Below are 24293 nucleotides of genomic sequence, written 5' to 3'. Positions count from 1 at the left end.
AGCGCCGCGGACGGGGGCCCGGCCGGTCACATGCTGGCGATGAGGCGTTCCACCCGCTCGTCGTACGCCCGGAACGGGTCCTTGCACAACACGGTGCGTTGCGCCTGGTCGTTGAGCTTCAGGTGCACCCAGTCGACGGTGAAGTCCCGCCGCTTCTCCTGCGCGTGCCGGATGAACTCGCCCCGCAGCCGCGCCCGGGTGGTCTGCGGCGGCGTCTCCTTGGCCTCGAAGATCTCCGGGTCAGTGGCCACCCGGTCCACCTCCCCGCGCCGCTCCAGCAGCCCGTACAGGCCCCGCCCGCGCCGCACGTCGTGGTACGCGAGGTCCATCTGCGCCACCCGGGGGTGCGACAGCGGCAGGTCGTGCTTGCGCTGGTACCGCTCGATCAGCCGCAGCTTCGACACCCAGTCGATCTCCCGGGACACCGGCTCCAGGTCACCGGTCTCCACCGCGCTCAACACCCGGCCCCACAGCTCCACCACCCGCTTGGCCGTCTGGTCCCCGCCGCGTCGCTCCACGAACTCGATCGCCTTCGCCAGGTACTCCTGCTGGATCTCCAGGGCGCTGACCTCCTTGCCGGAGGTCAGCCGCACCTTGCGCCGGCCGGTGATGTCGTGCGACACCTCGCGGATCGCCCGGATCGGGTTCTCCAGCGTCAGGTCCCGCATCACCACCCCCGCCTCGATCATCCGCAGCACGATGTCCGCGGAGCCGACCTTCAGCAGCGTGGTGACCTCGTTCATGTTCGAGTCGCCGACGATGACGTGCAGCCGCCGGTACCGCTCCGCGTCCGCGTGCGGCTCGTCGCGGGTGTTGATGATCGGCCGGCTCCGGGTGGTCGCCGACGACACGCCCTCCCAGATGTGCTCGGCACGCTGGGACAGGCAGTACACCGCGCCGCGGGGCGTCTGCAGCACCTTGCCCGCGCCGCAGATCAACTGCCGGGTGACCAGGAACGGAATCAGCACGTCCGCCAGCCGGCCGAACTCGCCGTGCCGGGAGACCAGGTAGTTCTCGTGGCAGCCGTAGGAGTTCCCGGCCGAGTCGGTGTTGTTCTTGAACAGGTAGATCTCGCCGGCGATGCCCTCGTCGTGCAGCCGCTTCTCCGCGTCGATGAGCAACCCCTCCAGGATCCGCTCCCCCGCCCGGTCGTGGGCCACCAGGTCCACCACCGAGTCGCACTCCGGGGTCGCGTACTCCGGGTGGGAGCCGACGTCCAGGTAGAGGCGGGCGCCGTTGCGCAGGAACACGTTGCTCGACCTGCCCCACGACACCACCCGACGGAACAGGTATCGCGCGACCTCGTCAGGGGACAGCCGCCGCTGCCCGCGGTAGGTACAGGTGACGCCGTACTCGGTCTCGAGGCCGAAGATTCGCCGCTCCATGATGTGACATTAGCCCTCTCAGGCCCCGAATGGGCAGGGCTGACCACCCCGATGCCGCGACCGACCGGCACGCCCCGCGCCGGGCGGCCCACCGCCCGCCGGGCCTCGGTGGGCGGGCACCGTCCCCCCGACGAAGCGTCCGGGCCGCTGGGGTGGTGTCCGGACACAAGCGACCGGCCGCCCCACGAGGGGACGACCGGTCGCGTGACGGTGCCGTCGGCGGGGACGGGCGGGCTACGCCTCGGGCGTGTCGTCCGCCTGCTGACCCTCCAGGTCCGCCGAGCCGGCCGAGGTGGTCGGCTTCTTCGCCTCCTCGGTCGGCGTGGCCGGGTGCTCCGGGCGCTCCTCGGTCGACGTCGAGCCGTTCGTGGCGTCCGTGTCGGCGTCGGCGTCCAGCAGGGTGGTCAGGGCCGCCCCGGTGATCCGCCGGAACGTCCGGCCCACCCGGCGGCGGTCCAGGACCGCCACCTCGAGCTGGTTGGCCGCGATCGTGCGGGCCGCGCCGCCCTCGCCGCCGACGCTGCTCAGCGCCGCCAGGGCCAGCCGGACCGCCTCGCCGAGCGACATGTCCGGTCGGTGCTGCGACTTGAGCGACCCGGCGATGGCGTCGGCCTGCCCACCCATCGCCATCCGGCCCGGCTCGTCGTTGACCGAACCGTCGTAGGTCAGCCGGTAGAGCGCGTCGTCCTGTGGCGTCGCACCCACCTCGGCCACGCAGATCTCCACCTCGAACGGCTTCGACTGCTCGGTGAAGATGGCGCCGAGGGTCTGCGCGTACGCGTTGGCCAGCGCCAGGCCGGTGACGTCGCGCCGGTCGTAGCTCAGGCCGTTGAGGTCGGCCATCCGGACCCCGGCACGGCGCAGGTTCTCGAACTCGTTGTACCGGCCGACGGCGGCGAAGCCGATCCGGTCGTAGATCTCGCTGACCTTGTGCAGGGTGCTGGAGAGGTTCTCCGCGACGAAGAGCACCCCGCCGGAGTAGCTCAGCACGACCGCGCTGCGGCCCCGGGCGATGCCCTTACGGGCCAGCTCGGAGCGGTCGCGCATGATCTGCTCGGGCGAGGCGTAGAACTGCATGGCCACGGCGGCGGTTCTCCTTCTGGGCGCTGGGCTGACGACTGCTGACTGGGCGGGACGGGCTCAGCCGCCCGGGTTCTCCATCCGGCCGGCGACCACGGCCTCGGCGACGGCGGCCGTCTCGGCGTCGGTGAGCCGGTGGGTGCCCTCCGCCGTCGCGGTCATCACCACCGGGTAGATCCGACGGGTCAGGTCCGGCCCGCCGGTCGCCGTGTCGTCGTCGGCCGCGTCGTAGAGCGCCTCGACCGCGAGCCGCGCCGCGTCGTCGATCGACAGGCCGGCGCGGAAGCGCTTCTTCAGCGCGGACCGGGCGAAGATCGAGCCGGAGCCGATCGCGTCGTAGCCGGTCTCCTCGTAGGGGCCCCCGGTGACGTCGAAGCTGAAGATCCGGCCGGCCCGCGCCGGGTCGCTCGCGGCCAGGTCGAAGCCGGCGAACAGCGGGATGACCGCGAGGCCCTGCATGGCCGCGCCCAGGTTGCCGCGGATCATGGAGGCCAGCCGGTTGGCCTTGCCGTCGAGCGAGAGCATCGCGCCCTCGATCTTCTCGTAGTGCTCAAGCTCAACCTGGAACAGTCGCATCAGCTCGATGCCGATGCCTGCGGTGCCCGCGATGCCGACCAGCGAGTAGGCGTCGGCGGGGTGCACCTTCTCGATGTCGCGCTGGGCGATCAGGTTGCCCATGGTGGCCCGGCGGTCACCGGCCATGACCACACCGCCGGCGGCCGAGATGGCCACGATGGTGGTCGCGTGCGGCGCCAGGTCGGCGGCCATGCCCGGGGGCAGCGGCCGGCGGCCGGGCAGCATCTCGGGAGCGGCCCTGCTCAGGAATGTGGTGAAGGAGGACGTCCCCGCGTTGGTGAACACATCTGGTAGACGCCCGGATGGATCAAAGCCCGCTGCCACGTGGTTCCTCTCAGGTACGTGATCGCCCTGGCCAGCCTCGTGGGACTGTCACGGAACTGGCCAAGACCACCGTTGCAGTTGAAGCAGAGTATCCCGCGCACCCATCCGGTGCGATGGTCGTGGTCCAGATGTTGCGGGTCCGCGCCGCCACAGATCGCGCAGACCCCGCCCTGCTCGGCGAGCAGCTCGTCGAACTCCTTCTGCCCGATCCCGTACCGCCTGCGCAGGTGGTACTCCCTCGTGCCGCCGTAGAGCCGCTGCTTCGTCTCTTGGCCTTTGGCGTTGTGGCAAGGCTTGCAGTATCGGCCGTAGCCGGAGCGCGCGGCGCGGTTGCGCGGGAAGTTCTCAAGAACCTTCGTCTCCCCGCATGCCGGGCAGCGGCGGTAGCCCTCTGGCGTCGAGAGCACCGGGCGAACCTCCCGCCCCTGCTGCTCCCTCACTCGTCTGGCGTAGCTCGCCTTCGACCGCAGGTTGAAGCAGGGCTTACAGTAACTGCCACGGCCGTCAGGACGCCGGCTGTTGGCGCAGAACTGGTCGAGCGGTTTCCACTCTCCGCAGTCGCGGCAACGCCGCCGCCCGTCCTGGTCATCCAAGGGAAGCGGCATGTCCGAATTTACCCTCTATGCCCTATTCGCCCCCTTTCTGCACATAGCCCCTGACAAATTCCTCTGCGTTCTCCTCCAGGACGGAGTCGATCTCGTCGAGCAGGTCGTCGACGTCCTCGGTGATCTCGGCGTGCCGCTCGGCGACCTCCGGGTTCGCCTCGGTGGTGACGTCCTCGATCTCCTCGCCCTGCCGAGCCTTGCCCGACTGCGACTGCCCGCCGCTGTCATGAGTGGCCATTGCCGCCTCCTCCACGATCGTCTCCGATGAACTTACCTCGCGGGGATGACGAAAAGCCCGCCGCGCGCCGGCTTCTCCGGCGTGCCACGGGCTTTTGCCCCGGCGGGTCAGCCGCCGGTCAGCGTCTCCAACAGGTCCTTGGCGCTGACGCACCGGTCGAACAACGCGCCCACGTGCGCGCGGGTGCCCCGCTCCGGCTCCATCATCGGCACCCGCACCAGCGACTCCCGGCCCACGTCGAAGATGACCGAGTCCCAGCTCGCGGCCACCACCTCCGAGGCGTACTGCGCAAGGCAGCGGCCCCGGAAGTAGGCCCGGGTGTCCTCCGGCGGCTCGGTCATCGCGGTGCGGGTCTGCTCGTCGGTCAGCAGCGTCTTCATCGAGCCGCGCTGCACCAGCCGGTGGTAGAGCCCCTTATCCGGTCGCACGTCGGAGTACTGCAGGTCGACCAGCTGGAGCTTGTGCGCGCCCCAGCCGAGCTTCTCCCGCTCCCGGTAGCCCTCCAACAGCCGCAGCTTCGCCACCCAGTCCAGCTCGTCGGCGCACAGGAACGCGTCGCGGCCGAGCCGGTCCAGCACGCTCTCCCAGCGGTCCAGCACGTCGTTGGTCTGCGCGTCGGCGTCCGTGCCGTACCGGTCGTCCACGAAGGACCGCACCCGCTCGAAGTACGCCCACTGCAGGTCCAGCGCGGTCAGCCGGCGCCCGTCGCGCAGCCGCATCCGGTGCTTCAGCGACGGGTCGTGGCTGACCGCGCGCAGCTCCGAGACCGGGTCGGCGATGCCCAGGTCCGGCCCGAGCGCCTTCTCCTCGATCATGGTGAGGATCAGGGCCGTGGTGCCGACCTTCAGGTACGTGGAGATCTCCGACAGGTTCGCGTCGCCGATGATGACGTGCAGCCGGCGGTACTTGTCGGCGTCGGCGTGCGGCTCGTCCCGGGTGTTGATGATCGGCCGCTTGAGGGTGGTCTCCAGCCCGACCTCGACCTCGAAGAAGTCGGCGCGCTGGGAGATCTGGAAGCCGCTGGCGCCGCCGTCCTGGCCGATGCCGACCCGGCCAGCGCCGCAGACGATCTGCCGGGTGACGAAGAACGGCGTCAGGTACGCCACGATGTCGGAGAACGGCGTCTGCCGGCGCATCAGGTAGTTCTCGTGGGTGCCGTAGCTGGCGCCCTTGTTGTCGGTGTTGTTCTTGTACAGGTGGATGGGCTGGGTGCCCGGGATGGTGGCCGCCCGGCGGGACGCCTCGGCCATCACCCGCTCCCCGGCTTTGTCCCACCGCACCACGTCCAGGGGGTTGGTCACCTCCGGAGTGGAGTACTCCGGGTGGGCGTGGTCGACGTAGAGCCGGGCGCCGTTGGTGAGTATCACGTTGGCCAGCCCCAGGTCCTCGTCGGCGAGGGCCTCGGCGGGGTCGTACGCGGCGCCGGAGTAGGTGAAGCCACGGGCGTCGCGCAGCGGCGACTCCTCCTCGTAGTCCCAGCGGGCCCGGCCGCCCCGGTTGAGTTCGGGGCGTGCCCCGTAGGCGTTGACCACCTGGGACGAGGTGACCATCGGGTTGGCGCCTGCCTGGCCGGGCACGGAGATGCCGTACTCGACCTCGGTGCCCATGATCCGTCTTACGCTCATCGACCTACCCGCTCCACTCGCCGACCCGGTCCCCCATCACGTCGAGCGTAGTCCGCGCCGCGCGGTGCGGGGGCGTGGCGGGCGGGCCGCGTCGAGTGTCGCCCGAGGACGGTCCCGGGTGCCGGGACGCGACAGGACCCGCGACAGTGCTGTCGCGGGCCCCGCAGCGTGCTGGTCGGTCTACAGGTACTGACCGGTGTTGCTGGCGGTCTCGATCGACCGGCCGGCCTCCGTGCCCTTGCCGCCGGAGACGAGCGTGCGGATGTAGACGATCCGCTCGCCCTTCTTGCCGGAGATCCGGGCCCAGTCGTCCGGGTTGGTGGTGTTGGGCAGGTCCTCGTTCTCCCGGAACTCGTCGACGCAGGCGTCGAGAAGGTGCTGCAGGCGCAGGCCCTTGCGACCGGAGGTGAGGAACGCCTTGATGGCCATCTTCTTGCCCCGGTCGACGATGTTCTGGATCATCGCGCCGGAGTTGAAGTCCTTGAAGTAGAGGACTTCCTTGTCACCGTTGGCGTAGGTCACCTCGAGGAAGCGGTTGTCCTCGGTCTCGGAGTACATCCGCAGCACGACCGCGTCGATCATCGCCGCGACGGTGGCCTGGGGATCGCCGCCGTGCTCGGCCAGGTCGTCGCCGTGCAGCGGCAGCCCGGCGAGGATGTACTTCGAGAAGATGTCCTTGGCCGCCTCGGCGTCCGGCCGCTCGATTTTGATCTTCACGTCGAGCCGGCCGGGGCGCAGGATGGCCGGGTCGATCATGTCCTCCCGGTTGGAGGCGCCGATGACGATGACGTTCTCCAGGCCCTCCACGCCGTCGATCTCGCTGAGCAGCTGGGGGACGATGGTGTTCTCCACGTCCGAGGAGACGCCGGAGCCACGGGTCCGGAAGATCGAGTCCATCTCGTCGAAGAACACGATCACCGGGGTGCCCTCGCCGGCCTTCTCCCGGGCACGCTGGAAGATCAGCCGGATGTGCCGCTCGGTCTCGCCGACGTACTTGTTGAGCAGCTCCGGGCCCTTGATGTTGAGGAAGAAGCTGGTGTGCCGGTCCTTGCCCAACCGCTCGGCGATCTTCTTGGCCAGGGAGTTCGCCACCGCCTTGGCGATGAGCGTCTTGCCGCAGCCTGGCGGCCCGTAGAGCAGGATCCCCTTGGGCGGGCGGAGCTGGTGCTCGCGGAACAGGTCGGCGTGCAGGAAGGGCAGCTCCACCGCGTCGCGAATCTGCTCGATCTGGGACTGGAGGCCACCGATGTCGGTGTAGTCGACATCGGGCACCTCCTCCAGGACCAGCTCCTCGACCTCGCTCTTCGGAATCCGCTCGTACGCGTACGCCGAGCGGGGCTCGATCATGAGCGAGTCACCGGCCCGGATCGGCGAACCGATCAGGGTGTCGGCGAGGTGCACGATCCGCTCTTCGTCGGAGTGGGACACCACCAGCGCCCGGTCGCCCGGTGCGCCGTCGGGACCCGCGAGGATCTCCTTGAGCATCACCACCTCGCCGACCCGCTCGAAGCCGAACGCGTCGACGATGTTGAGCGCGTCGTTGAGCAGGACCTCCTGGCCACGCCGCAATTCCGCGACGTCCAGCGAGGGTGAGACGGCGACCCGGAGCTTGCGCCCCCCGGTGAACACGTCCACCGTGCCGTCCTCGTGCGCCGTCAGGAAGACACCGTAGCCACTCGGCGGTTGCGCGAGGCGGTCGATCTCCTCCTTGAGCGTCACGATCTGCGCCCGGGCCTCCTTGAGAGTGCCGACGAGCCGTTCGTTGTTCTCGGTCAGCCGCGCCAACTGTGCCTGGGTGGCCGCCAGCCGCTCTTCGAGCTGCCGGACGTGTCGGGGGCTTTCGGTCAACTTGCGCCGCACCAGAGCGAGTTCCTCTTGAAGGAACGCGACCTGCGTGGAGAGATCGTGGGCCTCCTTCTCCCACCGTGCGGCGCGCGAGTCCGCGTCGTCACTGCGTGCCACGTCCCACCTCCCCGGGGGGCTTGAACGTTCTGCCCTAACACTAGCCGCTATGAGGCCGATTCGGTCCCACGCAACGCCCTCGTCACCGAACCTTGATCGCCAGGGTGGCCGCGGGGGCAGGTCCCGGCGTTCGGGTACCGTCGTGACGTGGGACGGGAGAACATGGGGGGTGCACCGATGGCCGAGGTCGCGACCGACACGTTGCAGGTCTGGGTGGATCAGGACCTCTGCACGGGCGACGGCCTGTGCGTGCAGTACGCGCCGGAGGTCTTCGAGTTCGACGTCGACGGCCTGGCGTACGTCAAGGGTCCCGACGGCGAGCTCCAGCTGGCCCCGGCCAGCCGGGTGGACGTGCCCGCGCACCTGCGCCTGGAAGTGATCGACTCGGCGAAGGAGTGCCCGGGCGACTGCATCCACGTGGTTCGCGGCAGCGACGGCGTGGAGGTCGCCGGCCCGGAGGCCGAGGACGACTGACCGAACGACCGGGCCGCCCCCGCGGGGGCGGCCCGGTCGGCCCGGGTCTCAGAGCACCGGCCGGCCGACCACCGAGGCGACCAGCCGGGAGAACTCCTCCAGCCGGGCGATCTGCCCCGCCCCGCCGTCGTCGAGAGTCTTGCCGAACCGCAGCGCGTCGTGCCTGGGCGCCCCGGCTGCGTCGTCGCCCGGCGGCGCCTCGTCCAGCGAGGTGAGCAGCAGGTATACGTCGATGCTGTCGACCCGGATCCCGCCGTCGTCGGCCCGGGTGAGCCGCCGCCGGCAGCCCACCTCGGTGACGGTGGACACCGGCACCACCCGCAACGACGAGGTCATCGCCCCGGGCGGCCCCTCCCCCGGCGGCACGTCCTCGCCGTGCCACAGCACGAGGCGGCTGCCGTCGCAGACCACCACCTCCTGCCACACCCCGTTGACCTCGTTGACGAAGCGTTCCAGGGTGAAGCCGAGCACGGACGCGCCGCGCAGCACCCCGCCGAGGGCCTCCAGGGCGACGTCCGGGTCCCGCAGGTAGGCCCGGGCCGCCGATTCCAGGTCGGTGTAGGGCGACCAGTCGGGAAAGACCGCCGGCACGTCCTGACCGCCGAAGCCGGGCTGACTCACGACGCCTCCCCCCGTTCGCCGCCGTCGCCGCACCGGCCCGCGCCGGGCCGGGCCGTCCACTCGCCCATGCCGCCTCCCGCCGACCGGGCCGGGCCGGCGGGCGGCACCCCGCCCGGCCCGGTCGCCCGTCCGCTCACGCCTGACCGTTTCGCTGGCTGGTCACGGCGCGTCCCGCTCCTCCGTGGCCTCGGAAGGCGCCCCGGCGGCCGTGGCCGCGGCGGCCTGCCGGGCCGCTTCGGCCGCCCGCAGCACCTGCCGCCGCTCGGCGTACGCCTCGGCGCCCTTGCTGGGTTTGCGCCGCCGAGGCGGTGCGGTGACCCCCGGGGCGAGCTTGCGGGCGGAGACCAGGAACGCGGTGTGCGCGATCATCCGGTGGTCGGGGCGCACGGCCAGTCCCTCGGCGTGCCAGTCGCGCACCAGCGACTCCCAGGCCCGCGGCTCGGTCCAGCCGCCGCGCTCGCGCAGCGCCTCCACCAGCTCGGACAGCTGCGGGGTGGTGGCCACGTACCCGATGAACACGCCGCCGGGCAGCAGCGCCCGCTCGACCATGTCGAGGGTCTCCCACGGCGTCAGCATGTCCAGGATGATCCGGTCGAAGCCCGTCTCGGCGCATCCGGCCACGTCACCGACGTGCAGGTGCCACGCCGGGTGCGGGCCGTCGAAGAACGCCTCGACGTTGCGCCGGGCGATCTGGGCGAAGTCGTCGCGTACCTCATAGGAGTGCAGCTCGCCGGTGCTGCCGACGGCCCGCAGCAGCGAGCAGCTCAGCGCCCCGGAGCCGGCGCCGGCCTCCAGCACCTTCGCGCCGGGGAAGACGTCGCCCATGGCGACGATCTGCGCCGAGTCCTTCGGGTAGATCACCTGGGCGCCGCGCGGCATGGACAGCACGTAGTCCGACAGCAACGGGCGCAGGGCGAGGAAGGCGGTCCCGCCGCCGGAGGTGGTCACGACGCTGCCGTCGGGCAGCCCGATCAGGGTGTCGTGGTCCAGGATGCCCCGGTGGGTGTGGAACGCCTTGCCGGGTTCCAGGGTGACCGTGTGCATCCGCCCCTTCGGGTCGGTCAGCTGCACCCGGTCGCCGGGGCGGAACGGCCCCCTGCGATGGCCCCTGCCCGGCGTGTCTGATGCCGCGCCGGGACCTGGAGTCGTCGGCACGGGCGGCAGCGCCGGGGGGTCGGCGGGCACCGGTGCGCCGGGGTCGGCCGGCAGGGCGGAGGGATGTGCGGTCACGTGTTCATCTTCCGTTTGGGTTCCAGGAGCTGCGCCAGATCCGCGATGTGCAGAACGCCGACGACATCTTCGCCTGCCGTCACGACGTACTGCGCGCCCGGGTGGGTCTGCACGACCTCCATCACCGCCTCGCCGTCCAGGCCGACCGGCAGGGCGGGCAGGGTGGCCAGGGAGCGGGACACCGCGTCGACGGTGATCCACGGCTGCCGCTCCGGCGGCACCGCGGCGGTGGCGACCGGGTCGAGCAGTGCCACCGGCCGGCCGGTGGTGTCGGCGACGACGAGGGCCGCGTCGGGCCAGGGACCCTCGGCGCGGCGGCGCTGCGCCTCGGCGAGCGGGGTGCCGGTGGGCACCGGGAAGACCGGGCGGGCCAGCCGGCGCAGGTCGATCAGCGGGAACCGGCGGCTGATCCGGGCCAGTCGCACGGACTGCCCCGCGCCGCGCCACAGGGTGAACGCGACCAGCAGCATCAGCGGCAGCGCGAGCGGCACCAGCAGCCGGTTCACCGCCAGGACGACGACCAGCGCGGCGGTGCCGACGGCGACGGCCCGACCGACCCAGCCGGCGACCTCGGTGCCGGTGTGCCGGTCCCGGGTCAGCGCCCACACGGCGGCGCGCAGCGCCCGGCCGCCGTCCAGCGGCAGCCCGGGCAGCAGGTTGAACACGGCGACGATGACGTTGCTCACCGCGAGCTGGAAGGCGAGCTGGTTGGCCAGGGTGCCGTCGGGCAGGGCCAGGGTGGCGACCACGGCGGCGGCGCCGAGCACCGCGGAGACCGCCGGGCCGGCCAGCGACACCAGCAGGTCGACCCGGGGGCTGGGGGCGTCGCGGTCCATCTCGGTGTACCCGCCGAGCAGCTCCAGGGTGATCCCCCGCACACCGATGCCGTAACGGCGGGCGGTCAGGGCGTGGCCCAGCTCGTGCAGCAGCACCGAGCCGAGCAGTGACACGACGAACCCGAAGCCGATGAGGTAGCCGCCGAGCTGGGACAGGTCGAGCTGGCTGCGGGCGAACTCGGCGTACATGACGGTGACGAGCAGGGTCAGCAGCAGCATCGACCCGTTGAGGTGCAGCGGCACCCCGAACACCCGGCCGATGGTGAATCCGGCGGACCGCTGTGGCCGCCGCCGCGGCCGGGTCGTCTGCTGCTCCATCGTCCCGATGCTACGTACCCGCCGCCGACGCCCACCCCTCGGAGCGGCGGGGACGGGCTTGTCGGACCGGTGGCCTAACCTTCCGGACATGACGGCGGAACCGGTGATCGACCAGCAACAGGCGAAGGCCACGGCGGGGATGCCGGCGACGACGGAGGTGCCGGCCACGGTCCGGGCGTCGCTGTCGCCGTCGCGGGCGGCCGACTTCAAGACCTGCCCGCTGCTCTACCGGTTCCGCAGCATCGACCGGCTGCCCGAGCGGCCCAGCGTGGAGCAGGCCCGGGGCACGCTGGTGCACGCGGTGCTGGAGCGGCTGTTCGACCTGCCGGCGGCCGGGCGCACCCCGGAGGCAGCCGGCGACCTGGTGGGCCCGCAGTGGGACCGGCTGGTCACCGAGCAGCCGGAGCTGGCCGGCCTGTTCGACGCCGGCGACCCGGCCGGCACGGCCGAGTTCCTGCGCGCGGCGGCGGGGCTGCTGGAGGGCTACTTCGCGGTGGAGGACCCGCGCCGGCTGGAGCCGGCCGAGCGGGAGGCGCTGATCTCCGCGGTGGTCGACGACGAGTTGCTGATCCGGGGCTACCTCGACCGGCTGGACGTGGCCCCCGACGGGGCGCTGCGGGTGGTCGACTACAAGACTGGCGGTGCCCCCCGGGAGGCGTTCGAGGCCCGGGCGCTGTTCCAGCTCAAGTTCTACGCGCTGGTGCTGTGGCGCACCCGCGGCGTGGTGCCCCGGGTGCTGCGGCTGCTCTACCTCAAGGACGCCGAAATCTGCGACTACGCCCCCGACGCCGACGAGTTGCTGCGCTTCGAGCGGACCGTGGTGGCGCTGTGGCAGGCGATCGAGACGGCCACCGCCCGGCAGGATTTCCGGCCCCGTCCGAGTCGGCTCTGCGACTGGTGCAACCACCAGGCGCTGTGCCCGAGCTTCGGCGGCACCCCGCCGCCGTTCCCGGCCGCCGCCGGCAGCGCGGACCCGATGGTCGACGCCCGGTCCCGGCCCGCCCCGCCCGGGGCGGACGAGTGAGCCTCCTCCCTGAGGAGGAGACGGGGTTCACCGCCGGCGACGATCGATCCCGCGTGGGGGCGGCTAGCGTTCCGGTATGACCGGAGGGCCGAGGGCGTTGCTGCGCCGCCACCCGCTCGCCGCCGATGCGCTGTCCGCCGTCGCCCTGGTGCTGGTGGACGTCGTGTTCGTCCTGCTCTCCCCGCAGGAGTTCCACCTCGGTCCGCTGCCCGTCGCGGTCGGCTGGAGCGTGTTGTGCGCCGCTCCGGTGACGCTGCGCCGGGTCGCCCCGTGGCCGGCGGTGGCCGCCGCCGTGGCCACCCTCGCCCTGCCGGCGCTGCTCGGGCCCGCCCCCACCACCCAGAGCCTCACCTTCGTGGTGCTCACCTACACGATGGCGGCGCACCGGCCGGTGCGGGCCGCCGCGGCGGCCACGGTCGTGCTGTGGCTGCCGGCGGCGGCGGTCAACGTCCTCACCCCCTCCGACGACGCGGCGCTCGGGGTCGGCCCGGCGTACCTGGTGCTCAACAACCTGCTCACCGCCGTGGTGGCGTACGCGGTGGGGCGGGCGGTGCATGCCCGGCGCACCTCGACGGAGGCGCTGCGGGAGCGGGCCCGCTCCGCCGAGCAGAACCAGCGGTCCCTGGCCGAGCAGGCCGTCGCCGACGAGCGGCGCCGCATCGCCCGGGAGCTGCACGACGTGGTGGCGCACCACGTGAGCGTGATGGGCGTGCTGGCCACCGGCGCCCGGCGGGTGCTGCGCCGGGACCCGGACGCCGCCGACGAGGCGATCGCGACGATCGAGGACACCAGCCGGGCCACCCTGCGGGAGATGCGCCGGCTGCTCGACGTGCTGCGCACCGACGCCGAACCGGCCGCCGACCTGGCCCCGCAGCCCGGCCTGGCCGGCATCGAGGCCCTGGTGGAGCAGGTGCGCGAGGCCGGCCTGCCGGTGACGCTGCGCACCGAGGGCACCCCCGGGCACCTGGAGGAGGGGGTGGCGCTGACCGTCTACCGGATCGTGCAGGAGGCGCTGACCAACACCCTCAAGCACGCCGGGGACGCCACCGCCGTGGTCCGGCTGACCTTCGGCGCGGCGTTCCTGGCCGTCGAGGTGACCGACACCGGCCGGGGTCCGGGGCCGGCCCCGGACCGGATCGGACACGGCGTGGTGGGCATGCGGGAGCGGGTCGGCCTCTACGGCGGGACACTGCGCACCGGGGCCCGCCCGGGCGGTGGCTACCGGGTGTACGCGAGGATTCCCGTGGAGCGGTTCGGGGCGGTGCCGGCGTGACCGGGGCCCGTGCCACGATCAGCAGCGGGCCCGCTACGGGTTCGGCGCGACGGGAGGACAGGCGATGAGCGATGGCGTGACGACGGCGCGGCCCGTGCGGATCCTGCTCGCCGACGACCAGCCGCTGCTGCGCACCGGCTTCCGGATGGTGCTGGGCACCGAGGACGACCTGGACATCGTCGCCGAGGCCGGCGACGGCCTGGAGGCGGTGGAGCTGTCCCGCCGGCTGCTGCCCGACGTGGTGCTGATGGACATCCGGATGCCCCGGATGGACGGGGTCGCCGCGACCCGGGCCATCGTCGACGCCCGGCTGCCGGTGCGGGTGCTGATCCTGACCACGTTCGACCTCGACGAGTACGTGGTGGGGGCGCTGCGCGCCGGGGCCAGCGGCTTCCTCGCCAAGGACGTGCCGGCTGAGGACCTGGTGACGGCGATCCACACGGTCGCCGCGGGCGAGGCGGTGGTGGCGCCGCGGATCCTCAAGCGGCTGCTGGACCGCTTCGCGGACTCGCTGCCCGACCCGGCCGCCGCACCGCCGAAGGCGCTCAACACCCTCACCGAGCGCGAACGGGAGGTCCTCGTGCAGGTGGCCCGAGGGCTGTCCAACGCGGAGATCGCCAGGGCGCTGTCGGTCAGCGAGACCACCATCAAGACGCACGTCGGGCACGTGCTGACCAAGCTGGGGCTGCGCGACCGGGTGCAGGCCGTGGTGCTGGCGTACGAGTCGGGTCTGGTGCGCCCCCGGGCGTAGCCGTGGCGGCTCCGGGCCCGCCTGTCCGCGTACCGGCGGGGTCGCCGCTGCGAACGATGGCGCTGTTGCGATCGTCACCTACCGTGACCGGCGGCGGGCTCCTGGGGTTTGACCCTGACGTGGCGCGAGGGCCTACCGTTCGCGGCGGGCGACGGCGTGCCGTGGTCCATAACGGTCAGGGGCAACCCTGAGCCGGCCTCCGGGCCGACCCGCAGCGGGAAATCCGCCACCGCTCCCCCCGGAGTCGGACGGATCGGCGGCACCGGTCGCCGAGGATGAGGACATGCCGCACCGGCCAACGGGGGCGGTGCGGAAGCAGCCAGACGGAAGAGGTAGATGACGTGACCGCCACGGTAGGCCGCCAGGCGCGGGCCGCAGCCTGCGCAAGCGACGTGTGGAAGGTGTACGGCAGCGGCGAGGCGCAGGTCGTCGCGCTGCGGGGGGTGAGCGCCGAGTTCGAGCGGGCCCGGTTCACGGCGATCATGGGCCCGTCCGGGTCGGGCAAGTCGACGCTGATGCACTGCCTGGCCGGCCTGGACTCGGTCACCCGGGGCACGGTGTCGATCGGCGAGACCACGGTGACCGGCCTCGGCGACGCCGGGCTGACGAAGCTGCGCCGGGACAAGGTGGGCTTCATCTTCCAGCAGTTCAACCTGCTGCCCACGCTGACGGCGAAGGAGAACATCCTGCTGCCGATGTCGATCGCCGGCCGCAAGCCGGACCCGGCCTGGTACGACACTGTGATCGACACGGTCGGGCTGCGCGACCGGCTCGACCACCGCCCGGCGCAGCTCTCCGGCGGCCAGCAGCAGCGGGTGGCGTGCGCCCGGGCGCTGGTGGCCCGCCCCGAGGTGATCTTCGCCGACGAGCCGACCGGCAACCTCGACTCCCGCTCCGGCGCGGAGGTGCTGAACTTCCTGCGCAACTCGGTGCGCGAGCACGGCCAGACCATCGTCATGGTGACCCACGACCCGACCGCCGCCGCGTACGCCGACCGGGTGGTGTTCCTCGCCGACGGACAGGTCGTCTCGGAGCTGATCGAGCCGACCGCCGACACGGTGCTGGACACCATGAAGAAGCTCGACGCCCCGGTCATCACCGAGGTGGGCAACTGATGTTCCGGGCCACCCTCAAGAGCCTGCTGGCGCGCAAGGTGCGCCTGATCCTCTCCGGCCTGGCCGTCGTGCTCGGCGTCATGTTCGTCTCCGGCGCTTTCGTGCTCACCGACACCCTCGGCCGGTCCTTCGACGCGGTCTTCGCCGACGCGTACGCCGACGTCGACGTCAACGTCGCCGCCAAGTCGAAGATCGCGATGGACGAGGCGGGGGGCGAACAGGTCTCCCCCGCGTTCCCGGCCGACGTGGTGGGCCGGGTCCGGGCGGTGCCCGGCGTGGCCGAGGCCACCGGCGTGGTCAGCGCCGACGGCGCGCGGCTGATCGGCGGCAACGGCAAGGTGGTCACCTCGTTCGGCCCGCCCCAGCTCGGTCATAACTGGACCGGCGAGAGCGACCTGGTGAAGCTGCGGGAGGGGCGCGCGCCGCAGGCCGACGACGAGATCGTGGTCAACGCGGCCCTCGCGACGGCCGCGAAGGTCAAGGTGGGCGACCGGGTCGGCGCGCTGACCGCGTTCGAGTCCGAGCGCCGCGACTTCACCCTGGTCGGCGTGTTCGGCTACAGCGGCGGGCGGGACTCCGTCGGCGGGGCGAGCGAGATCGCGTTCACCACCCCGGCCGCGCAGCGGCTGATGCTCGGCAAGCCCGACACGTTCAACAGCGTGACGGTGCGGGCCGCCTCCGGGGTGACCCCGGAGGCGCTGCGCGACGACCTGACCCGGGCGCTCGGCCCCGGCTACGAGGTCAAGACCGGCGAGCAGCTCTCCGCCGACGCCGCGGCCGGCCTCAAGGAGATGCTGTCCTTCTTCAACAAGGTGCTGCTCGGCTTCGCCGCGGTGGCGCTGCTGGTCGGCACGTTCCTGATCCTCAACACGTTCTCGATCATCGTGGCGCAGCGGACCCGGGAGCTTGCCCTGATGCGGGCCATCGGGGCCAGCGGGCGGCAGATCATCGGGTCGGTGGTGCTGGAGGCCCTCGCGGTCGGGCTGGTCGCCTCGGTCCTCGGCCTCGGCGCGGGCATCGGGGTGGGCGCGCTGCTGGCCTGGGCGTTCGGCACGTTCGCCGGCGGGCTGGCCCTGGCCGGGCTGGGCGTGCCGCCGGCCGCCGTGGTCAGCGCCTTCGCGGTCGGCATGCTGATCACCCTGGTGGCGGCGCTGCTGCCGGCGCTGCGGGCCGCCCGCATCCCGCCGATCGCGGCGATGCAGGACGTGGCCACCCCGGACCGGCCGCTGACCCGGATCACCGTCTCCGGCGCGGTGGTCACCGCCGTCGGCGGCGCGCTGCTGGCGGTGGGCCTGACCGGAAACGCCGGCGGCAGCACGCTGCCGGTGATCCTGGGCGGGGTGCTGTTCACGTTCATCGGGGTGGCGCTGCTGACCCCGCTGCTCAGCCGGCCGGTGGTGTCCCTGCTCGGCGGGTTGTTCGCCTGGTCGGTGCCGGGCCGGCTGGGCCGGCTCAACTCGGGGCGCAACCCGCGCCGGACGGCCATCACCGCCGCCGCCCTAATGGTCGGCATCGCCCTGGTCACCGGGGTGACGGTGATCCTCGGCTCGGCCAAGTCCAGCATCGCCGGCACGGCGGAGACCACCATCGACGCGCAGCTGGTGATCTCCGGGGCGCAGACCGGGCCCAGGCCGCCGGTGTTCGACCCTGCGGTGGTCGACCGGGCCGCCGCGGTGCCGGGGGTGAGCGCGGCGGTGGGCGTCTACAACGACAACGCGGTCGTCGACGGCGGCCGGACGATGTACGTGGTCGCGCTGACCGACCTGGCCGCGATGGGGCAGATCTACCACACCACCGCGCAGGCGGGCACGATCGCCACGCTACGGCCGGACCAGGTGGCGCTGAGCGTCTCCGGCGCGAAGGAGCTGGGCAAGTCGGTGGGTGACCGGCTGACCGCCCAGTTCGCCCGGGGCGAGGGCCCGCACGCGTACACGGTGACGGCGGTCCTGCCCGACGACCGGGCCATCGGGTCGATCATGCTGCCGAGGGAGGCCGGGGCGGAGTTCACCAGCCCGCAGCCGTTCACGGCGCTGGTGCAGCTCACCCCGGGCACGGCAGTGTCGCAGGTGCAGCCGCAGTTGGAGGCGCTGGTCGCGAACAATCCGGAGGTGTCGGTGGCCGACCGGGCCAGCTTCATCGAGCAGCAGACCAGCGGCTTCGACACGCTGCTCACGATGATCCAGATCCTGCTGGCGCTGGCCATCGTGATCGCCGTGCTGGGCATCATCAACACCCTGGCGCTGTCGGTGCTGGAGCGGACCCGGGAGCTGGGCCTGCTGCGGGCGATCGGGCTGCGCCGGGCGCAGACCATGCGGATGATCACCGTGGAGGCGGTGGTGATCTCCGTCTTCGGCGCGCTGCTCGGCGTCGTCGTCGGCACCGGCCTCGGCGCGGCGGTGGTCCGGGCGCTCCGGGACGAGGGGATCACCGACCTGGTGCTGCCCTGGTCCCAGATCGGGATCTTCCTCGGCCTGGCCGCGCTGATCGGGGTGGTCGCGGCGGCGCTGCCGGCGGTCCGCGCCGCCCGGATCAACATCCTGGGGGCGATCGCTCACGACTGAGCCGAGGGTGCCCCTGCCACTTCGTGAACGGTGGCAGGGGCACCCTGCCGACAGCGGTGAAGAAGGCGGGCGAGGCGATCGCGCCGCGCCCGACCTTTCGGGGGGTGTGGGTCAGGCCGGCGGTTCGCCGAGCAGGGCGGCGAGCAGCTCCAGGTCCGCCTCGGTCAGGCTCTCCAACTGGTGTACGCCGTCGGCCGGCTCGATCGGCACCTCCGCCGGCACGGCCAGCACCGCCGCGCCGGCGGCCAGGGCGCTGGCCACCCCCGTCGGGGAGTCCTCGATCGCGACGCACCGGGCGATCGGCACGCCGAGCAGCCGGGCGGCGGTCAGGTACGGCTCCGGGTGCGGCTTGGTCGCGTCCACCTCGTCGCCGCAGACCACCGCGTCGAAGCTGTCCCGCCCCAGGGTGTCCAGCGCCACCTCCACCAGGGGCCGGACGCTGGAGGTGACCAGGGCGGTCGGGACGCCCGCCGCGCGGACCGCGCCCAGCAGCGCCAGCGCGCCGGGCCGCCAGCGCAGCCCATTGCGGAACAGCTCCAGGATCCGCACGTCGATCCACGCCGCGCTGACCAGCGGGTCGCGGTGCGGCTGACCGAGGTCCTCGTGCAGGATGCGCATCGAGTCGGCCATGCTGATGCCGATCATCGCCCTGCGGGCGGCGGCGGACAGGGTTCCCCCGTACTCGGTCGCCAGCTCGCGCAGTGCGACGTCCCACAGCTTCTCACTGTCGACCAGCGTGCCGTCCATGTCGAAGAGCACGGCGGCGGGATGGTGGCTGCTCAGCGGGTCCTCCAGTGCTCGCGCGGTCGACGCGATCCTCTCAGCCGGCCCCGCCCTCCGACGCCCGGACCCGCTCGGGGGTGACCTCGGCGACCCTTCCGGGGGGCGGCGTCAGCCCAGGTTGCAGGCCGACAGGCCGGACTCGTAGCCGCGGAAGAAGGAGTCGGTGCGCTGCTCGGCGGTGCCGTGCGCGCCCTCGGCGAACCACGGCTGGTCGGGGTCGTCGCCGACGGCGAGCAGCCCCTCCCGGAACTCCTCCAGATCACCCTCCTCCAGCGTCAGCTGCTGGGCCCGGATCGAGCCGCCGACGTACGCCCCGGCCATGCAGTCGGCCTGCAGCTCCTGCTGGATGGTGAATTCGTAGCGGATACCCAGGCGGACCTGCACGCCGTGGGCGTACTCGTGGCCGAGCAGGTAGTACAGGAACGCGTCGCCGACCTGCCGGAACGCCGAGACCGACCAGTTGACGTCGTAGGCGATGAAGTCGCCCGCCGAGCAGTACACGGCGTTGTTGCGCGGCAGCGCCTGCCCGCCGCAGGACACCTCGCCCTCCCGCTGGTACGCCACCACCCGCCGGACCGGCTCGAACCGCCGGCCGGACTCCCGGAACTGCGCGGTCCAGTACACCTCGGCCTTGTCCACCGCGGCGGCGAGGTCCTCCTTGAACTCGGCGACGCTGGTGGCGCCGTCGGCGCGGGTGCGCTCCGCGCCCGGTGCCGCCGACTGCCGGGGCCGCTCCGGGCCGGGTTGCTGCGGCGCACCCTCGTCCACCCCGCCGGCGACGCAGCCGCCGGCCAGCATCAGCGCGACCAGCAGACCTGCCAGCGGCCCTCGCGGCCGACGTCCCGCGCGTGCTGTCACAGCGCCTCCCCGGTTCGCCCTCGCCGGTGCAGTACCCCGGCCCCGCTTCGATCATGCCGCCGACGAGGGCCCCCGGTGACCCTCCGATCGGCTCGCGTCGTCGCCCCGCCCGGGCTCGCCGTCGTCGCCCCGCCCGGGCTCGCCGTCGTCGCACGGACGGCGGCCCGGGCTCGGCCCGGCGGGGTCGGGCGAGGCCGCCCGGCCCCCGTCAGGGGCTGGCGGCGAGGAAGACGAACGCGGCCAGCAGGACCAGGTGCACACCGCCCTGGAGCAGGGTGGCCCGGCCCGGCACCACGGTCAACACGCCCGTGACGACGGTCAACGCCAGCAGCGCCAACTGGGTGCCGCCCAGCCCGAGCAGCAGCGGCCCGTCCAGCCAGATCGAGGCGATGGCGATGGCCGGGATGGTCAGGCCGATGCTGGCCATCGCCGAGCCGAGGGCCAGATTGAGGCTGATCTGCACCCGGTCGCGGCGGGCGGCACGGGCTGCGGCCAGGGTCTCCGGCAGCAGCACCAGCAGCGCGATCACCACGCCGACGAACGCCTGCGGCAGGTTCGCGGCGGACACCCCGGCCTCGATGGCTGGTGACACCATCTTCGCCAGACCCACCACGGCGACCAGCGCCACCACCAGCAGGGCGAGGCTGGCCAGCGCGGCCCGGGGCGACGGCGGGTCGGCGTGCCCGTCCCCGTCGGCGTCGACCACGGTCCCGTCGGCGCGCACCGGCAGGAAGTAGTCGCGGTGCCGGCCGGTCTGCACCAGCACGAACAGCCCGTACAGGGCCAGCGAGGCCACGGCGGCGAAGGCGAGCTGGGCCGGGGAGAACTCCGGGCCGGGCCGGGCCGTGGTGAAGGTCGGCACCACCAGGCTCAGGGTCGCCAGGGTGGCCACGGTGGCCAGCGCCCCACCGGTCCCCTCGGGGTTGAACACCGCCACCCGGCGGCGCAGCGCGCCGAGCAGCAGGGACAGGCCCAGGATGCCATTGCAGGTGATCATGACAGCGGCGAAGACCGTGTCCCGGGCCAGCGCCTGCGTCTTGTCGCCACCGCTGATCATCAGGGTGACGATGAGGGCCACCTCGATGACCGTGACCGCGACGGCGAGCACCAGCGAACCGAAGGGCTCACCGACCCGGTGGGCGACCACCTCCGCGTGGTGCACGGCCGCCAGCACCGCCCCGGCCAGGAACACCGCCACGATCACCACGACCACCGGGGGTAACTCCCGGCCCCAGGTCAGAGCCAGGACCACGACGGCGAGCAGCGGAACGACGACGGTCCAGTCGGTGACACGGGAACGCAGGAGGGCTGGCATGGCGCCAACCCTGCCAGAAATCGTGATCATCGCCCACCCGAACTACGGCAAGCCCCCGCAGGTGGGAACGGGTCCGACCGCGACGACCACCGCGATCGCCTCAATCACGCCCGACGATGTCAGCATCGGGAACCCGCCAGAGCACCAGCTCCGTGTCCGGCACCCGCTCGGCGAACCACCCGTCCCGGGCCGCCGCCGCGAGCAGGCCCCGCAGGTCGTCGTCGAACGCCGCCAGCCGCGGCCCGAACAGGTGCGGCACCGCGTCCGACCGCGAGTGCACCCACGCCACCACGTCGTCGACCGACCGCCGCACCACCGCCCCGGACGGCACCCGCAACCGCTGCGGGCCGACAAAACCCGCCGCCGCCAGCACCGCGGCCTCGCCGCCCGGCGTACCGTGCGGCAGGAACCCCCGGCCGGCCCGCCGCACCGGGCCCAGATAGCCGCGCACCAGCTCGGCCATCGCCGCGTACGGGGGCGCCGGACAGGGCAGCCCGGCCGTCGACAACGGGTCCTTGGCGTCGCTGATGTGCACGAACGCCCCGCCCGGCAGCAGCATCCGGCGCACCGTCGCCGCGACCCGGTCCTGCTCCATCCAGTGGAAGGACTGCCCGAACGCGGCCACCCGGAAGACCCCCAGCCCGGCCGGCAGGTCCTCCGCCCGCGCCCGCACCCACCGGACGTCGCCCGCGCCCGCAGCGGCGGCCCGCTGCCGCGCCCGCGCCAGCATCCCGGGGTCCGGGTCGATCCCCACCGCCTCCGCGAACCACCCGGCCAGCGGCAGCGTCACCGTCCCCGGGCCGCAACCCACGTCCAGCAACCGACCCGACCCGTCCAGGCCGAGGGCCTCCGCCAGCACCGCCCCGAAACCCTCCGCGTACGGCAGCCGCCCCCGCTCGTAGTGCACGGCGGCACCCTCGAACAGGGACTCGTCCCAGACCCAGCCCTCCGGCACGCCCCACTCCCCTCACCCAACGCGGTCAGCACCGACCCGCCGCGAGCCGAACCGGCCGACCACCGCGATCCGCCACCGGCCTTGGGCCGTTGTTGTGGTCGTGGCGTGCTGGCCCGAAGAGCCCAGAGCTGCGTGTACGGCAAGGTTCGCCGGAGCTGCCACGATAGTCTGCCGATCATGCACGGGTTCACTGATGTCGATCGCCATCCAGACCCGAACTCGTGGGTGGCGGTCCTGGACCGCCTCACGGAGGAGCCGTTCTACCAGGCATACCAGCAGCGGGTACGTGAGCTGCTCCATCCGGCACCTGGTCGTCACTACCTCGAAGTCGGCGCTGGCACAGGGGCAAGCGCGGCCAAGCTGGAAGATGATCACGATGTCAGCGTGGCAACCCTCGACTATGCGCAGACCATGTCCACCGCGATGCGAGCGCGCGGCTTAACTCAGTGTGCGGTCGCCGACGCCCATCGCCTGCCATTCCTCAGCTTTTCCTTCGACGGGGCGTGGGCCGATCGCACCGTGCAACACCTCGCCAACCCTTACGCCGCAATCAAGGAGATCATCAGGGTCGTCCGGCCCGGCGGTCGGGTCGTTCTAGCAGACCCCGACTACGACACTCAGGTGCTCGACATCGCCGACCAAGGCTTGGCCCGACGCGTCCTGAGATTCCGGGCTGATGCCCTCCTCCGCAACGGCACCCTGGCTCATCAACACGCCGGCCTGCTCGCCGCACACGGCCTGGTCGACATCACCGTCGAACCCCGAACTCTCCTGGTCCGAAACCCCACTGCTGTCGACAACGTTCTTGGTCTCCGAAGCTGGGCCGCCACCGCCGCCCAACGCGGCACGCTCGACCCCACCGAGGCGCGTGCCTTCGAAGACCAGTTCGACGATGCTGTCACAGCCCGTCGGTTCACGTACGCGGTCACGTTCTTCCTCACCGCCGCCACCGTCAACGGAAACGCAACCACCCGCTAGAGGTTTCGGTGAAGAGCAACATCTGGCGTCCGGGGCTGGGCGGGTGCCACCCTGGGGACGTGCGTTACCACCCTCAACGGCACGTCTGGGCGGCGCTGTCCATCACCGACGTTTGTTCGCTGCTCGGCGGGTGTCCGGCTCCTTGGTGGCTTTCCGGTGGATGGGCCATCGACCACTGGCTTGGAGCGGTCAGCCGCCGGCACGCTGACATCGACGTCAGCACCCTCCGGCCGGCGCTCTCGGCCCTGCTCGGCAGCATGCCCGCGCACCTTCGGCCGTTCGCGGCAATGAGCGGGCGCCTTCTCCCGTTGAGGGAGCACCTCGACGATCCCGAGCTGCACAACATCTGGCTACACGACGAGGACCGCGATCACTTCGTCCTTCAGGTCAACCTGGAGGACGGCGACGAGTCGGTCTGGCGGTACCGCCGCGATCCACGGATCGGTCTCCCGTGGAGTGCGGCCGTCGCGACTGTGCGCGGCGTGCCGACCGGAACGCCGGCCACCCAACTCCTCTGGAAAGCGCAAGATCCACGCCCTCAGGACGAGCATGACCTGAGCGTCGCTCACGGCCTGCTCCTCCCCGAGCAGCGCCGCTGGTTGCGCATGGCCATCCGTACCGCCCACCCGCGCTCGCCGTGGGCCGACGACTCCCGGCGGGCGGCTACACGTTGAAGCGGAACTCAGAGCCCTTTCCCCGCCGCCCGACGCGGTCACGGCACGGCTGTGGGAGCCGGCATCCGGGCGGCCCGCGTCGAGGACACCCGGCAGAACGGCATGCACGTGCTTCGGCACACGTACGCCTCGGTCCTGCTCGACGAGGGCGAGAGTCGAGGGGCCGATGGCAGAGCTGATCCTCAGTCGACCGCATGACTCCTTCGCTCTTCTCAGGCGCATCTGGGTGAAGGTGGACGGGCACAGAGTTGTCGGGCTGCGGCCAGGGCAGTCAGCCAGGATCAGCGTCGACGAGGGTCAGCATGTGGTCCAGGCAGCCCTGGACTGGACCCGTAGCGAACCCCTGGCCCTTCACCTGGACGCCGGCCAGTCCGCATCGCTCGAAGTATCCTGCCCGGTGCGCGCCTGCTGGCAGACGTGGTCCCGGCCCTTGCGGGCTCTCGACCTGCGGCGCACCTGACCTCTTCGTCCCGAACTCTCGGCGAGCCGGTCGGGTGGGGTGTTGTCCGAAGTCAGCCGGCATCCTGAGGATCGTCGGGGTCGGATGCGGTCGGTTGGGTTGCTGTACTCCACAGCTGTACTTCCTTGGCTGCGCGGAGGACGTTGCGGGCGGCGGTGGCCACCGGGCAGTCTGCTGTCCGGCAGATCGGGCAGTGGCCGTCGGGTCGGGGTTGGTGGTCGCGGAGGACCCAGCGGGCGGTGAGGATCAGTCGGTTGCGGATCTGGGCCAGG

24 protein-coding genes and 1 pseudogene are annotated in these 24293 nt (G+C 72.3%); 9 read left to right on the top strand and 16 right to left on the bottom strand.

The genetic code is table 11. The features are described 5' to 3' along the window. Positions 1 to 26: 26 nt before the first annotated feature. The 7 genes from pafA to arc all read right to left on the bottom strand — a co-directional run bounded on the left by pafA (position 27) and on the right by arc (position 7795). Positions 27 to 1385: a Pup--protein ligase gene (pafA, locus tag GVV04_RS23900; RefSeq protein ID WP_161690662.1), complete on the bottom strand. Its 1359-nt coding sequence runs from the start codon at positions 1383 to 1385 to the stop codon at positions 27 to 29. A gap of 234 nt (positions 1386 to 1619) precedes the next feature. After that, positions 1620 to 2468, bottom strand: coding sequence for a proteasome subunit alpha (gene prcA, locus GVV04_RS23895; protein WP_161690660.1), 849 nt, complete (start codon positions 2466 to 2468; stop codon positions 1620 to 1622). A gap of 57 nt (positions 2469 to 2525) precedes the next feature. Beyond that, the gene (gene prcB / locus GVV04_RS23890) at positions 2526 to 3365 is read right to left on the bottom strand and encodes a proteasome subunit beta (RefSeq protein WP_328822545.1); all 840 of its coding nucleotides are present in this window, start codon (positions 3363 to 3365) and stop codon (positions 2526 to 2528) included. Beyond that, on the bottom strand, positions 3284 to 3805 hold the full coding sequence (locus tag GVV04_RS23885; protein ID WP_328822544.1) for an endonuclease VII domain-containing protein: 522 nt from the start codon (positions 3803 to 3805) through the stop codon (positions 3284 to 3286). Before GVV04_RS23885 ends, prcB begins: the two co-directional genes overlap by 82 nt. Positions 3806 to 3992: 187 nt before the next feature. Then, the gene (locus tag GVV04_RS23880) at positions 3993 to 4208 is read right to left on the bottom strand and encodes a ubiquitin-like protein Pup (protein ID WP_117667512.1); all 216 of its coding nucleotides are present in this window, start codon (positions 4206 to 4208) and stop codon (positions 3993 to 3995) included. Between the two features lie 107 nt (positions 4209 to 4315). Further along, a complete protein-coding gene (gene dop / locus GVV04_RS23875; RefSeq protein WP_161690654.1) occupies positions 4316 to 5833 on the bottom strand; it encodes a depupylase/deamidase Dop in 1518 nt (505 codons plus the stop codon). 180 nt (positions 5834 to 6013) lie between these two features. Next, complete coding sequence (gene arc / locus GVV04_RS23870) at positions 6014 to 7795, bottom strand: proteasome ATPase (protein WP_161690652.1); 1782 nt, start codon at positions 7793 to 7795, stop codon at positions 6014 to 6016. A 177-nt stretch (positions 7796 to 7972) separates the two neighbouring features. Here arc and GVV04_RS23865 point away from each other — a divergent pair, with 177 nt between their 5' ends. Then, positions 7973 to 8269 (top strand): ferredoxin, encoded by a 297-nt coding sequence (locus GVV04_RS23865; protein ID WP_161690650.1) that lies wholly within the window; start codon positions 7973 to 7975, stop codon positions 8267 to 8269. 48 nt (positions 8270 to 8317) lie between these two features. On the opposite strand, the gene GVV04_RS23860 is transcribed toward GVV04_RS23865, so the two are convergent. Genes GVV04_RS23860 through GVV04_RS23845 form a run of 4 tightly spaced genes read right to left on the bottom strand, consistent with a single transcriptional unit; the run spans position 8318 to position 11208 of the window. Continuing rightward, a complete protein-coding gene (locus tag GVV04_RS23860; protein ID WP_161690648.1) occupies positions 8318 to 8890 on the bottom strand; it encodes a hypothetical protein in 573 nt (190 codons plus the stop codon). Next, positions 8887 to 9027 carry a hypothetical protein gene (locus GVV04_RS23855; protein ID WP_161690646.1) on the bottom strand — a complete coding sequence of 47 codons (141 nt, stop codon included), beginning with the start codon at positions 9025 to 9027 and terminating at the stop codon, positions 8887 to 8889. Before GVV04_RS23855 ends, GVV04_RS23860 begins: the two co-directional genes overlap by 4 nt. A 22-nt stretch (positions 9028 to 9049) precedes the next feature. Beyond that, on the bottom strand, positions 9050 to 10120 hold the full coding sequence (locus tag GVV04_RS23850) for a tRNA (adenine-N1)-methyltransferase (protein WP_407938831.1): 1071 nt from the start codon (positions 10118 to 10120) through the stop codon (positions 9050 to 9052). Then, the gene (locus GVV04_RS23845; RefSeq protein WP_407938835.1) at positions 10117 to 11208 is read right to left on the bottom strand and encodes a M50 family metallopeptidase; all 1092 of its coding nucleotides are present in this window, start codon (positions 11206 to 11208) and stop codon (positions 10117 to 10119) included. The genes GVV04_RS23850 and GVV04_RS23845 overlap by 4 nt, the downstream gene beginning before the upstream one ends. A 154-nt stretch (positions 11209 to 11362) precedes the next feature. On the opposite strand from GVV04_RS23845, the gene GVV04_RS23840 reads away from it, so the two are divergent. The 5 genes from GVV04_RS23840 (at position 11363) to GVV04_RS23820 (ending at position 17998) form a co-directional block, all read left to right on the top strand. Continuing rightward, positions 11363 to 12298 (top strand): RecB family exonuclease, encoded by a 936-nt coding sequence (locus tag GVV04_RS23840; protein ID WP_161690642.1) that lies wholly within the window; start codon positions 11363 to 11365, stop codon positions 12296 to 12298. Positions 12299 to 12374: 76 nt separating this feature from the next. Further along, complete coding sequence (locus tag GVV04_RS23835; protein ID WP_161690641.1) at positions 12375 to 13571, top strand: sensor histidine kinase; 1197 nt, start codon at positions 12375 to 12377, stop codon at positions 13569 to 13571. Positions 13572 to 13635: 64 nt separating this feature from the next. Then, a complete protein-coding gene (locus GVV04_RS23830) occupies positions 13636 to 14322 on the top strand; it encodes a response regulator (protein WP_161690639.1) in 687 nt (228 codons plus the stop codon). A gap of 341 nt (positions 14323 to 14663) precedes the next feature. After that, on the top strand, positions 14664 to 15437 hold the full coding sequence (locus GVV04_RS23825; RefSeq protein WP_161690637.1) for an ABC transporter ATP-binding protein: 774 nt from the start codon (positions 14664 to 14666) through the stop codon (positions 15435 to 15437). Continuing rightward, on the top strand, positions 15437 to 17998 hold the full coding sequence (locus tag GVV04_RS23820; RefSeq protein WP_161690635.1) for an ABC transporter permease: 2562 nt from the start codon (positions 15437 to 15439) through the stop codon (positions 17996 to 17998). Before GVV04_RS23825 ends, GVV04_RS23820 begins: the two co-directional genes overlap by 1 nt. 111 nt (positions 17999 to 18109) lie before the next feature. On the opposite strand, the gene GVV04_RS23815 is transcribed toward GVV04_RS23820, so the two are convergent. The 4 genes and pseudogenes from GVV04_RS23815 to GVV04_RS23800 form a co-directional block, all read right to left on the bottom strand. Next, positions 18110 to 18757, bottom strand: a complete 648-nt coding sequence (locus GVV04_RS23815) for an HAD family hydrolase (protein ID WP_161690633.1) — start codon at positions 18755 to 18757, stop codon at positions 18110 to 18112. Between the two features lie 132 nt (positions 18758 to 18889). After that, positions 18890 to 19642: pseudogene (locus GVV04_RS23810) on the bottom strand (neutral zinc metallopeptidase); the annotation flags it as partial. Positions 19643 to 19847: 205 nt separating this feature from the next. After that, positions 19848 to 20954, bottom strand: a complete 1107-nt coding sequence (locus GVV04_RS23805; RefSeq protein ID WP_161690629.1) for a calcium:proton antiporter — start codon at positions 20952 to 20954, stop codon at positions 19848 to 19850. Positions 20955 to 21054: 100 nt separating this feature from the next. Then, complete coding sequence (locus tag GVV04_RS23800; RefSeq protein ID WP_161690627.1) at positions 21055 to 21909, bottom strand: class I SAM-dependent methyltransferase; 855 nt, start codon at positions 21907 to 21909, stop codon at positions 21055 to 21057. A 177-nt stretch (positions 21910 to 22086) separates the two neighbouring features. On the opposite strand from GVV04_RS23800, the gene GVV04_RS23795 reads away from it, so the two are divergent. The 3 genes from GVV04_RS23795 to GVV04_RS23785 all read left to right on the top strand — a co-directional run bounded on the left by GVV04_RS23795 (position 22087) and on the right by GVV04_RS23785 (position 24021). Continuing rightward, complete coding sequence (locus tag GVV04_RS23795; protein WP_161690625.1) at positions 22087 to 22887, top strand: methyltransferase domain-containing protein; 801 nt, start codon at positions 22087 to 22089, stop codon at positions 22885 to 22887. Between the two features lie 8 nt (positions 22888 to 22895). Beyond that, entirely contained in the window at positions 22896 to 23561 is a 666-nt protein-coding gene (locus GVV04_RS23790; protein ID WP_161690623.1) for a nucleotidyltransferase domain-containing protein, read from the top strand. A gap of 166 nt (positions 23562 to 23727) precedes the next feature. Continuing rightward, complete coding sequence (locus GVV04_RS23785; protein ID WP_161690621.1) at positions 23728 to 24021, top strand: hypothetical protein; 294 nt, start codon at positions 23728 to 23730, stop codon at positions 24019 to 24021. 52 nt (positions 24022 to 24073) lie between these two features. Here GVV04_RS23785 and GVV04_RS33350 read toward each other — a convergent pair whose 3' ends face one another. Continuing rightward, positions 24074 to 24292: a hypothetical protein gene (locus GVV04_RS33350; RefSeq protein ID WP_235966828.1), complete on the bottom strand. Its 219-nt coding sequence runs from the start codon at positions 24290 to 24292 to the stop codon at positions 24074 to 24076. Position 24293 lies beyond the last annotated feature (1 nt).

The organism is Micromonospora rubida (assembly GCF_009908295.1).
Taxonomy (GTDB): Bacteria; Actinomycetota; Actinomycetes; order Mycobacteriales; family Micromonosporaceae; genus Micromonospora; species Micromonospora rubida.
Note: the sequence above shows the minus strand (reverse complement) of the source record. Positions and strands in the feature narration are given on the sequence as shown.